At 36.3% G+C, this 12593-nt stretch carries 11 protein-coding genes; 5 read left to right on the top strand and 6 right to left on the bottom strand.

All coding sequences use genetic code 11. The features are described 5' to 3' along the window. Window positions 1-84: 84 nt before the first annotated feature. The 3 genes from ABF682_RS01745 to ABF682_RS01735 form a co-directional block, all read right to left on the bottom strand. Entirely contained in the window at window positions 85-978 is an 894-nt protein-coding gene (locus tag ABF682_RS01745) for an RsiV family protein (protein ID WP_415618816.1), read from the bottom strand. Continuing rightward, window positions 975-1505 carry an RNA polymerase sigma factor gene (locus ABF682_RS01740; protein ID WP_415618815.1) on the bottom strand — a complete coding sequence of 177 codons (531 nt, stop codon included), beginning with the start codon at window positions 1503-1505 and terminating at the stop codon, window positions 975-977. The genes ABF682_RS01745 and ABF682_RS01740 overlap by 4 nt, the downstream gene beginning before the upstream one ends. 169 nt (window positions 1506-1674) lie before the next feature. Beyond that, window positions 1675-2931 carry an MFS transporter gene (locus tag ABF682_RS01735; RefSeq protein ID WP_415618814.1) on the bottom strand — a complete coding sequence of 419 codons (1257 nt, stop codon included), beginning with the start codon at window positions 2929-2931 and terminating at the stop codon, window positions 1675-1677. Window positions 2932-3140: 209 nt separating this feature from the next. On the opposite strand from ABF682_RS01735, the gene ABF682_RS01730 reads away from it, so the two are divergent. The 5 genes from ABF682_RS01730 (at window position 3141) to ABF682_RS01710 (ending at window position 8451) form a co-directional block, all read left to right on the top strand. Next, a complete protein-coding gene (locus ABF682_RS01730) occupies window positions 3141-4220 on the top strand; it encodes an NCS2 family permease (RefSeq protein WP_289979932.1) in 1080 nt (359 codons plus the stop codon). A gap of 3 nt (window positions 4221-4223) precedes the next feature. Further along, the gene (locus ABF682_RS01725; protein WP_289979930.1) at window positions 4224-4766 is read left to right on the top strand and encodes a phosphoribosyltransferase family protein; all 543 of its coding nucleotides are present in this window, start codon (window positions 4224-4226) and stop codon (window positions 4764-4766) included. A gap of 151 nt (window positions 4767-4917) precedes the next feature. Further along, on the top strand, window positions 4918-5790 hold the full coding sequence (locus tag ABF682_RS01720; RefSeq protein ID WP_415618813.1) for a VOC family protein: 873 nt from the start codon (window positions 4918-4920) through the stop codon (window positions 5788-5790). A 233-nt stretch (window positions 5791-6023) separates the two neighbouring features. Then, entirely contained in the window at window positions 6024-7397 is a 1374-nt protein-coding gene (locus tag ABF682_RS01715; RefSeq protein ID WP_289979926.1) for a sugar porter family MFS transporter, read from the top strand. A 28-nt stretch (window positions 7398-7425) separates the two neighbouring features. Further along, a complete protein-coding gene (locus ABF682_RS01710; protein ID WP_415618812.1) occupies window positions 7426-8451 on the top strand; it encodes a polysaccharide pyruvyl transferase family protein in 1026 nt (341 codons plus the stop codon). Window positions 8452-9091: 640 nt separating this feature from the next. Here the strand turns inward: ABF682_RS01710 and ABF682_RS01705 are convergent. The 3 genes from ABF682_RS01705 to ABF682_RS01695 all read right to left on the bottom strand — a co-directional run. Then, a complete protein-coding gene (locus ABF682_RS01705) occupies window positions 9092-10429 on the bottom strand; it encodes a dihydrolipoyl dehydrogenase family protein (protein WP_415618811.1) in 1338 nt (445 codons plus the stop codon). A gap of 82 nt (window positions 10430-10511) precedes the next feature. Beyond that, on the bottom strand, window positions 10512-11675 hold the full coding sequence (locus ABF682_RS01700) for an ArgE/DapE family deacylase (protein WP_415618810.1): 1164 nt from the start codon (window positions 11673-11675) through the stop codon (window positions 10512-10514). A 365-nt stretch (window positions 11676-12040) separates the two neighbouring features. Then, window positions 12041-12593 (bottom strand): LysM peptidoglycan-binding domain-containing protein (locus ABF682_RS01695; RefSeq protein ID WP_415618809.1); only part of this gene is annotated, 553 nt, incomplete at its 5' end.

Below are 12593 nucleotides of genomic sequence, written 5' to 3'. Positions count from 1 at the left end.
TTAGTTTGTCTCGGTTACACACTAAAAAGCTTCCACTTATCAATTATTTGGTTAATTACCAATTCTTGATTTAGTGAAAGCTTTTTATTTATTCAAATAATTAGGATTTACTAGCAAATTCTTGATAGAACTAGTAGGTATCGTGAACTTTGGTGTTCCCATATAACCAGGAGCAATTTCGAATTGTTGGAAGACAATAACTAATTGATGATTTTTATTGATATAAAAGCTGTGCTCAGCATTTAGGATAGCACCTTTTGAACCTATTCCTTCAGCTAAGTCCTTTTTTGTCCAATAGTATTTACTGTCTGATGATTTGACCTGCTCCTTAATTTGTTTTTCAATTTGATTGCTAATTGCTGTGATATAATGCTTGGATTTGAAGAGCAACGGCAGAGTTACAACTGTTCCTGCCTGTTTATCAACTGTATCGTACAGTAATGTTGTTTCTGAGTCTGCCATTGTTTTGGTCGACTGGCGCTCAAGTACTAAAAAGCGACGATCATCCACGAGTTTTTTATAGTTACTTGTGACACTAATTCTTTTATTTTTATTAATCCTAAAGTCTTTTTCAATTGCCTGATATTTTTTCTTCGAATTTGCAAGATATTTTTTATTTAAGGATGCGATTGCCTTATTCTTTGAATCAATATAGGGAGTTTTGATATTAACGTTATGATTGTTTGTATTATCATGATAGCTAGAGCCAGTTAAAATTTTGACAAACTTGCCAATGATTGGTAATTCAGCTGCAAAGCTTCGAACAGGTGGAACTACGATTGTCAGGAGTAAACAAATTGCAAAAAAACTAATTGTCCCAGCTGCAAAACGTTCCCAAAATATTAAACGTAATTTATGGAAAAACTTTTTTTCCTCGGAAGCAAAAGTATTAATAATTTGTTTCTTAGTATCTTCAGAGACAGAGATTGAAACATATGTCTTTCTAAATGAACTAAGTATATCTTTTGTTGTTTTCAAAGAGTTCCCTCCTTATTTTCGAGAATTTCACGTAGGTGATTTAACGCGCGATACATTTTTGTTTTAACGGTATTTACATTCATATCTAAAATAATTGCAGTTTCTTCTAATGTAAATCCTTCAAAAAATTTTAATACAATAATTTCTTTTTCAGGAGAATCTAATTTCGAAATAATTTCATTAAGCTCCATTCTAGTCATTATAGAGTTACTTTGAGTAACTTTTTCTACCGAAATATCAACACTAGTTGGTTCATGTTGTTTCTTTCGCCAGGCATCTTTACAAGTATTAATTAATATTCGATAATACCATCCTTGGATATTTTGAATGTTATTGTTTTTTTGTAATGACAATAAGACTTTGTTGAAGCTCGTTTGAATAAGATCAAGTGCATCATCATGATGATGTGTGTAGCTGAATGCAATACGATACATTTTTTCGTATTCATGGGAAACAAGTTGTTCAAGCTCATTGACACTGGTCTTTAGCTTTTTTCTTCTTTGCAGTCTATTAAAGATAACGTTCACCGACTTTCGTGGTTCTTAATATATTAGACGTTTTAATGATATGAAAAGTTTCAAGAAATTTAAAATAATCTGACTTTTGAAACATCTTTAGTGGGATACCAAAAAGGATTGGGTCAAATGATATCTTTTGACCCAACCCCACTCTTTGTAAATAAACGTGTTTCGTAAGTCAAACTTTGCCATTTAACTTCGAATCACTCATATTTCCCTGATTTATGTCATACCCTTCATCAACTTCCACTGTTATGCCGGGCTTTATCCTATTATGCCGTTTAATTTCCCTATTTAAAAGAATTGCAGTTATGATTGCTAGAAGTGCAAAGCCACTTGCTCCAGGCCCAATTACGGCTAATCCATGATTTGTAACTAGTATTCCACCGGTTGCAGAGCCAAGAGAAATTCCAAAGTTAAAGAAGATAGAATTTAAAGAAGACGAAAGAACTAATGACTGCGGATACTCCTTTTCTGCAACACTAAAGAAGTGCACTTGAACGGGTGCATTCAATAGATACATCGTGATTCCCAAAAGAAGAATTAACAAGAGCCCTAACCACTTTACATAAGGTAGGAATATCATCAAAATAAATAGGATTACCTGACAAGAATATACAAGCGGCATCCGCAAAAGTCCATCATTTTCTGCAAGATATCCACTTGCTTGATTACTGATGATGGACATTAAACCAAAGACAAACAATAGGATACTTAGACTGTCGGTTGAGAAACCCAGCTCGGTTGTTAGGATTGGGCGCAAGTAAGTATAGAATACATAAATACCGCTGGCACTGAGCATTACCAGTAAAGAACCCAACCAGATGCGAGAATCACGTACAAGAGTGAGCTGTTCAAGCAACTTGCTGCTCTTTGCAACAGGTGTTTTAGGCATACTAAAAGTAAAGAGTATCAGTGTCATAATGCTGGCAATCGTAATCACAGCAAAGGCAATCCGCCAATTAAAAGTGGTGCTGATCCACGTACTTAACGGTACACCAAAAACTGACGCAATACTAAATCCAGAGAAGACCCACGAAACCAGCCATGCACGTTTTTCAAGTGGAGCAATCAGATTAGCGAATATTAAGGCAAGCGAAATAATGATGCCTGAAACAAGCGCAGTCATAATCCGCGAAACTATTAGGAAATTATAATTAGGTGCAATAAAGCTCATCAGATTGCTTAAAATAAAAATAATCATAAACCAAAATAATGACCAAAAATAACGGAACTTTGCAATTAGTGCAGTTAATATAGGAGTTGAGAAGGCATAAACAAAAGCAAAGATTGTTACTAAATAACCAACGGTGGTTACTGATTTATCAAATTGATGTGCAAGGTCATTCAAGATTCCAACAACAATGAATTCACTGCATCCTAAAACAAAGGCAATCAAAATAAGGACAGTTGCCCTGAATTTAAAACTCCTCATGGTAGCGCTCCTCTTCTAAGAATATAATGACACAATCATAATGATATCGTGTTGACTAATTAAAAGGAAGCTTTATTTTGATTTTAGTCTTAAAGTTTCTTTTTTTGAAAAATATATTGAAAAACATTGTTTTTTATTATAATATTTTCATGGTATACGAATTATATTTAGGTGTAAGATGAATAATATATGTTTATTGGAGGATGCTTATGCACTTGTTATCAGATTTAATAGCGGCAATCGGAGTAGTATTGAATGGTATTCCACAAGGTATTATGGCAATGGGTCTTGGATTTGCTGTTTTTCCCACAACTTTTTCATTTGTTTTTGCTTCAGCAGTTAATGGGGTCTTTGGTTCAGTTGCACCAATCTCATTTCAGGCTGAGTCGCTAGCTTTAACTGGAAATCTGGGGAAGGACTTGCGCGAACGGACATCTATTATTTTTGGCGGTTCAATAATTATGGCTGTTATTGGTTTCACGGGATTGTTGCCTAAAATTGTGTCAGTGCTAGGTAATAATATCATTGATGGAATGATGGCAGGTGTAGGGCTAATGCTTGCTAAGATAGCTGTCGATATGAATAAAGGAAGTAAGAGCAAGACGGGCTGGATTTCGATTATGATTGCAGCCATCACATACATAATTTCAAAGGACTTAGTATGGACAATTGTTTTATCAGTAATTGTCTCAAGTGTTTTTGCAGTTTTTGTAGAACATTATCGCAAGGAACTACCAACTAGTGTGACGGAACGCAGATTTAGATTTTTGAAACCAATCTTCAATGTAAGGATTGTTCGTGGGGCGCTTGGCTTAGCATGCCTTAATATTGGAGCAAATCTTTCTTATGGATTGATCACAGGACAGATGACTGGCATTAAACCGAACCCGGTAGACTTGAATCTACTGACAATTACACAGTCACTTGCAGATATGGGAACTAGTCTTTTAGGAGGAGCACCAGTAGAAACAATTATTTCAGCGACAGCGAGTGCGCCTGAACCCGTAATTGCAGGAATAATGATGATGCTCATCATGGCGATTATTTTATTTGCTGGATGGTTGCCAAAAATTGGGAAGTTTGTTCCAAGTTCATCAATTGCAGGTTTCTTATTTATTTTAGGCGCAGTTGTTATTTTCCCGGAGAATGCTGCAGCTGCGTTGAATGGTGCGAATAGTCTTGTAGCTGGAATTACGTTAGTTGTAACTGCAATTTTTGATCCATTTGTTGGAATAACGACCGGAGCCTTTTTGAAATTCTTATTGCCACTGATTGGATTGGGGGTCTAGCAGATGCCAAAATATTACGAACTAGAGTTAGGAAAACTCACACGCAAATTGCCGTTGATTAGGTTAAATCCAACTCTTACAATTGCTTCTTTTGTATTACTGGGGGATGCAGAATTAACTCATTATGCTGCTCAAGAGCTGAGCAAAAGGATTAACGAACCGTTTGATTACGTAGTAACGATGGAGAGTAAGGGAGTCCCATTAGCACAAGAATTAAGCCAGTGTATGGGGAAAAAGCGGTATATTGTACTTAGGAAAAAAGTTAAGGATTATATGAAAAATCCGCGTGTTTTAGCGGTCAATGCGATTACATCTAGTCAGGAACAGGTTCTGGTATTAGATGGTACAGATGCGCAAATAATTGCTGGCAAGAGAATATTGCTCCTAGATGATGTGATTAGCAGTGGGGGCTCAATGATTACTGCGAAGAAGCTAGTTGAGAATGCAGGTGGACAGGTAATATTACAAGCTGCTATTTTGGCAGAAGGCAAGGCTAGTGAACGCAAGGATATTTTATATTTAGAAGAATTGCCATTGTTTGACTAGATAACGAAGTAAAATTTGCTGATTTGATAATGAAAGCTGTGTGGCAGAAAAGAATAAAATGTTGCTTACTTTTAATAAGTACGTATAATGAAGATAACTTATTGATTTAATGATATTTGTTATCTAGAGTAAGAATTAGGAGGAAGTAATTATGGCAGCTATTATTCCGCAATTTCAGTTATCGGAGAAGACGCATACTGGAACCGTTGCATTGAAGGTCGCAAACCTTGTGAAACAAACAGAATTTTATTCTCGGGTCGTTGGGTTAAATGTGTTGTCTCAAGGTCATATGAAAAGTGTTTTAGGTGCAAACAATGATAAAAAACCATTGTTGATACTGAGAGAGATTGAGAATCCATTACCTTTGACACGTAAAACCGGATTGTATCACGTTGCATTTCATTTACCAACACGTAAAGATTTAGGCAATGCACTTATCAAGTATATGACTAGCAAAGCACCCGTTATTGGGGCTAGTGATCATGGCTATAGCGAAGCAATCTATCTTACTGATCCAGAAGGCAATGGAATTGAAGTCTATCATGATAAGCCACGTGATGTTTGGGATGTTCAGCCAGATGGTGAAATTCCAGCAATCACTATCGAAATGGATGCTGAAGGTGTAGTCGGTGCAGCTGATCGGAACTGGCAAGGCTTTCCAAGCGGAACGACCGTAGGCCATGTACACTTGAAGGTTGCTGACCTAGACAAAACGCAAGACTTCTATATCGATGTTTTGGGATTATCATTGAAGACGGATTTCGGTCAACAAGCGAAGTTCTTTGCAACAGGTGATTATCATCATCATATTGGGTCAAATATTTGGAATGGTCATAATATCCCTGGAATGGCAGAAAATGATTTAGGACTTGATTACTATACTTTTTTTGCACCCGATAAAGAGGAAGTTTCACGAATTGAGGAACATCTGAATGTGATTGAATATGCCTTTGATAAGGATAGCACAGGTAATCTATGGTTGATGGATTCAAATGAAATAAAGATTCAGATTCAAGTTGAATGAGTGGGATACTTAGCCGCTGATCTGTAGAATGTATTATTGATTAATAATATAGAACAATAACGAAGAAAGAGGTCTGTGCGAGTGGAAAGCATAGGTCTTTTTATTTTATATATAAATTTGAGAAATTCCATAATTATGTACAACGAAAATTATTTGCTCTAGAATTAAGATAGTAAGCTTTATATTTTAGTGTTGTATTAAGTAGGGCTTTTATAATAGAGAGGCGAGTATTGATGGATAGTGGTAGTCAGGATAAAAGTCAGACTAGTTTTTTAAGATACTGTGTTTATATTATTTCACTAGGTGGTTTTTTATTTGGGTATGATACAGGAGTTATCAATGGAGCACTAGCATTTATGAGTAAAAAGGCTGAACTTGATTTAAGTCCAACGTTACAAGGAATAGTTTCAAGTTCGCTAATTCTGGGAGCCTGCATTGGGGCACTGGGATGTGGACAGGTTGCGGACCATATTGGGCGACGGCGGACATTAAGACTTATTGCTGTTATATTCACGATTTCTACAATTTTATGTGCGTTTGCACCAAATTTTTGGCTGATGACTTCTTTTAGATTTGTTTTGGGTGTTGCTGTTGGTGCAGCATCAGGAATTTCTCCGATGTACTTGGCAGAGATTTCCCCTAAGGCTGTCAGAACGGTAAATGTTAATAAAAATGCAATTGCAATTGTTTTAGGTCAGTTGACAGCTTTTATCGTTAACGCAATTTTAGGCAATGTTTGGGGTGACTGGTCGCCAATCTGGCGAGTGATGGTCTTTTCTGCAAGCATTCCTGCGGTAATTCTCTGGATTGGATCATTCAAGATTGCTAATAGTCCAATCTGGATTATGGCTGAGAAACAATATAAGAAAGCCAAAGGTATTTTTAAAAAATTGGGTTTCAACAAATTAGCTTATAATAAATTGAAGGAGGATTCCGCAGAAGAAGATGAACCTAGGGTTTCTTGGAAGGATATTTTTAAGAACAAGAGTTTGTGCTATTTATTGATTTGTGGAATGTTGGTTGCGTTGATTCAGCAAATCTCGGGTGTTAATGCAGTGATGTATTATGGCACTATATTGATGGAGAAAGTAGGAATGGGGCAAGGTGATTCATTGTATGCAAATATTTTGATTGGTTTTGTTTCGCTTATCGCAAGTATCATAGGTACAAGAATGATTGACAAGTATAACCACAAAAAGATGCTTGTAGTTGGCTTAGCAGGCAATGTTTTGTTCTTGCTTTTACTTGGGATAACGATGAAAACTGCGTTATTTTCACAATTAATTACTAATATTTTGATTCTATTATTTTTAGCGCTCTTTCTTGCATGTCATCAAGGAATAGTTAGTCCGGTTACTTGGTTAATCCTGACTGAGATTTTTCCAAACAGGATTAAGTCACGATTAATGTCTGTTTCAACTGCAACAGTCTGGCTTTCTAACTTTGTGATTAGCCTAATTTTTCCAGTTCTTATATCTGTAGTCGGGATTGCAGTCGTCTTCTTTATATTTGCAGTCTCAAATGGCGTAAGCATTATGTTTTCAACACTTGTGTTAAAGCATAATAAATTACAAAAAGCATACGATGCAGGTAAAGAAATAAAATAACTGTCAGTTAAAGAAAGTAGGAGATAATATGGTTGAATTCTACATTGGAACTGAAGTAATTAATGAATTACCCGTTAATAGGTTACCAAAATTCTATTCTTTTGGTGTACCTACCTACACTAATTTAGGCGACCAAGCGGTATCTTTAGCACAGAAAAAGTATATCGAACGTGAATTTCCAGAATATCAATTTATTGAAATTTTAGAAGATGATAATGATGAGGGGATTGAAGTAGTTAAAAAGGCTATTAGACCAGGAGATATTGTTTCGTTTGTTGGTGGAGGCAATATGGGCAGCTTGTACACTGATCATGAGGAAGCTCGGCGCAAAGTGTTTGCCACATTTGTTGATAATCTGACGATTTCGTTTCCGCAATCAATACATTTTGAAGATAATGAACATGGTAAGGCTGAAGAAAAGCTAAGCCAAGAGGCATATGCAAAGAATCCGCATCTTTTTTTAATTGCAAGGGATGCACAAAGCTATCATCGAATGCAGACAACTTTTGAAAATAAGGTCTTGTTTACTCCCGATATGGTTCTGTACATGAAATCTGTAAAACATGAGGTAAAGAGATCAAGCGCACTGATTGTGCTACGACATGATAGTGAGAAAGTTGTTAAGCAAACAACTGTTGATGCTCTAAGAGCTCTTCTTAGTAAGAATAGCAGTGTTGATGAAACAGATACGGTTCTCGATACTGTCAATCGTATTACTCCAGTTAACCGCGAAAAATTATTCAGAGAAGAATTGGAGCTTTTTGCAAAACAAGAGATTATCGTGACTGATAGATGGCATGCGATGGTGTTTTCTGTACTGACAGGAACTCCATGTCTGCTATTTGGAAATAGCTATGGTAAAGGAAAGCACGCCTATTTTGATTGGTTAGAGCATATTAACTGGGTCAGTTATACGGATGAAGATGATGTTGAGCTGCTTCAACGGCAAATCAATGAGCTTAAACAAGTTGAGATTCATGAATACAACATCAAGGATGATTTTAATCAACTAAAACATATAATTCAGTTAAATTCAAATAAGTATGGTTTCTAATAATGGCTTATAATTTTTCAGAGGAGAATCCATCCCTAATAAAAGAGCAGGAAAAGGCATACGAAAATAACAACACCAAATTCTGGGAAGTCTGATAGTTAAAGGCGAGTATTAATTCACCAATGATGAAGAAAAAGAGGCAAGTAATGGAGATAGGCTTATAGAAAATCCGATTTTTTAATTTATAGGTATCATGTTTTTTCTCGAATAAGTGACGTAGGAAGAGTAGGAAAACTATCGGAATCAATGATAATAAGAGTGCTGTATTATTTGTTGAAAAATTCAGTACAAAAACAAAAAATGCAAGGATTAGATTGGCATGGAGTGCATATTTCCAATCGAATGTTAGTTTTTGGCTGTTGTCCATATATACTCCTCCTATGTGATTTATTTCATTATTATACCTTTAATTTAAAAGTTAGTAAAGACATAATTTGAGGATCAATTTTTTTCTAGATAATAAAATAAGAGGTTGGGCCAAAAGTTTGGTTTAACCTCTCTATTTGTTGTGTATAAAAGTGTTTTATAAGTACTAATTCTTCGCCTAATTTCGAATTAGTATTCAAATTTTCTCAACTTTATACTCCCTTATTTCTTTGTATATTCTAGTTTTACGAATCAGAAAAACTTAGCAGATATATTACAGATTCTCCCAAGCCGCCGAACCGATTGTCGGGAAAATGTGTACAATTCTACTAATCTGTTCGGGTGTCAATTTGAGTTCGATTGCTGGTAATAATGTATTAATAACATCTTCCGCATGATTACTTATCTCTGTTGCACCCACGAGTTGATGTGATTTAGTGTAGACTAATTTGTTTTCTCCGAATGTTTCTTTTTCAACATGGCGGTACCAATTATCCAAAATATTATTTGTGGAAACGGTTAGACTGTCATTTTTTGCTGCTTCTTCCGGTGTCACACCGACTTTTGCAATTCGAGGAATAGTGAAGACAGTTGAAGGAATTGCTGGATAATCAATTGGTTGACTCGTTGCACCAGTGAAGGTTTTCATCAGATAAATTGATTCAAAAATGGCAGTGGGAGTGAGCTTGGGCTGGGTTTTCTTTAAAACATCCCCACTTGCATAAATATGGGGGACAGTCGTCTGCAAGTAGTCATTTACAATAACTCCATCCTTGTCATAATCTACTCCGATGCCTTCTAGCCCAAGACTTGTTGTGTTGGGAGTTCGTCCAGTTGCGTCCAAAATCCAATCAGCTTTAACTTTTTCAGTATCATTGTAATGGATAGTCTTACTGTCAAAATCATCTGAAAATGAGTTAACAGTTGCGTTTTTGATAAAAATTACACCAGCTTGACTAAGCTTAGCAATTATTTTTTCTACAAAAGGCTGATGGAATTTTCTTAATGCTTTATCTGCACGCAAAATGACTGTGACTTGAGAGCCAAACGCAGATGCGATTGAGGCAAACTCCATTCCGATGTATCCCGCACCAATGATCGCGATTCGCTTAGGCAATTTTTTTAAATTCATAAAAGCACTACTGTCATTTACAATTTGGCGTCCAGGTAAGTCTAATTGGTGAGGATGCATTCCCGTTGCAATAACGAATTTTTCTGCTGAGATTTTCTTCCCATTTACTATAATAGTGTGCGAATCGATAAAATGTCCCCGACCTTTAATCAAGGTAATCCCATTATCTTGCATTAAATTAGCGATAAATTCAGGTAGAGCATCAATTACTTCATGTTTGTGTGCAATCGTGTTTTGCCAATTCAAATCTAGAATCGGACTAACAAGTCCCTGCATATCACTTACTTGATTGGCAAGGGCAACAGGAGCTTCAAGTGTAATTTTTGCATTGCATCCCCTATTAGGACAGGTGCCACCAACGAGTCCGCTTTCAACAACGGCAACTTTGACACCTTGTGCAGCAAGTGGAATTGCACCGTCGAATGTACCATGACCACTGCCAAGATATAAGACATCATAGTCATAAGAATTTGTGGACATAAAAAGACCTCCTCATTTTAAACGAATGATTACCAGTTAATATAACCATATCGCAGTGCGAGATCTTAAACAAAATAAATGCCTAGTTATTTGCTGTTTGTTTACTTAAAAAAGTTAGTGCAAAATCTTGGTAAAAATCAATTGCTTTTAAGTAAGAATCAACATCAACGTACTCGTTACTTTGGTGCGAAGTATTGGAACCTGGTCCGATAACGATACTGTTGAAGGATCCCTTTGCTTGCAAGAATTCGGCACCGTCATTAGCACCCAGACTTCCGGTAATGGCTGCTGGTTGACTCCAATATTTGGAATGAACCTGCGTTGCTATTTTAATTATTGGGGAATCTGGGCTACCGGGAATAGCTTCTTCTGGGAAACTATATGTGATTGCTAGATTGAAATTTGTTTGTTCATTTAATTCAGCAATAATTTTTTCAAGTTCTGCGTAAAACAATTTATTTGGGTATTGCGGAATTGTCCGTATGTTTCCTAAAAGTTCTGCATATGAAGGAATATTATTGACTTGTTCGCCACCGTTGATAACTGTAATATTATGCGTAACACCGCCAAGAACTTCATCAGTTGCAGTGAATTTTGCTAGCCGAGTCTTTGCAAGTTTGTAGAATTCAATTAAATTATCAATCGCATTGATGCCATATTGCGGACGAGCACTATGAGCAGATTTTCCTTTAGAGGTTACTTTGTAGTCAATCACGCCCCGAGCCGTATAAACAATTCGTTGCATGTTGTCTGTTGGTTCTGCAATTAACAAGCCAGCCAAGTTGTCTGCATAACCTAGCTTGGTTAGCTGAGCGGCCCCATATTCACCTGTTTCTTCACCGACTGTTGCTAGAAGTCGAACTCGACCCGGAAGCTCGGCTTTTTTTTCGAGTAGCTCTAGCAGTGCAATAACTAAGGCTGACAAACCGCCTTTCATGTCAGTTGCACCACGACCGAAAATTCGGTTATCTATAATAGTTGGTTCAAAAGGTGGAGTTGACCAGTCAGCTAGATTGCCAGGAGCAACAACATCCATGTGACCAGAATATCCCAAGATGGGTCCCGAATTACCGACAGTAATCACTAAGTTATCACGGTTGGGAGCATAAGGAACTTTTTCGATTTTTATGTCTGGGTAATCAGTGAATAAGGAAGCGATATAGTCAGCGACCGCCGCTTCATTATCATTAACTGATTCAATTGCCAAAATATTTTTTAAAATTTCGATTTTTGTTTTTTTATCCATTTTTAATTACCAAATTATCCTTTATATTCATATGATGTTGTTATTATAGCATAAAGATGAATAAAAATTAATTTTATGACTGTGTTTTTTAAAAAATAGTAGATATATACGGAAGTAAACATTATTCATAGTTGGTATCTGGTGTTTGAATGATACGTAAACTTGTTGATTTTCATGTAAAATAAGCGTTTTTTATATCTTGTATTTCATCTACCCTTTCCTTCTTTTAGAACAGATAGGATGAAATAAATTTAACATATTAAACAAAAAGTTCTGACATTGGCTGATTTTCATCAATTAATGTCAGAACTAGTTTTAGTTTGTTTAGAATATTGGGACTCTTTAGAAATTCAAACAGGCAATACTTAGACCTTTAATGTCTGTCCAACGTAAATCAGACTTGTGTTAGAGATACTATTTAAAGAAGCAAGCTTGCTAACAGTTGTACCGTAAGCTTTTGCGAGTGCAGATAAAGTGTCCCCTGATTTGACAGTATAGGTGGACGATGAACTTGAACTAGTAGACGAACTTGAGCTTGACGATGTCGTCGAACTGCTACTGAGCTTCAAGACTTGTCCAACGTAAATCAGACTTGTGTTAGAAATACTGTTTAAAGAAGCAAGCTTGCTAACAGTTGTACCATAAGCTTTTGCAATCTTGGACAAGGAATCACCTGACTTAACGGTGTAAGTAGATGATGAACTTGAACTAGAAGACGACGAACTCGAACTAGTTGATGAGCTAGATGATGTCGTCGATGATGACGAACTGCTACTGAGCTTCAAGACTTGTCCAATGTAAATCAGACTTGTGTTAGAGATACTGTTTAAAGAAGCGAGCTTGCTAACAGTTGTACCATAAGTTTTTGCAATCTTGGACAAGGAATCACCTGACTTAACGGTGTAAGTAGATGATGAA

Origin of the sequence: Liquorilactobacillus sp. (genome assembly GCF_047719775.1) — a bacterium.
Lineage (GTDB): Bacteria > Bacillota > Bacilli > Lactobacillales > Lactobacillaceae > Liquorilactobacillus.
This window is presented reverse-complemented; position numbering and strand designations above follow the sequence as displayed.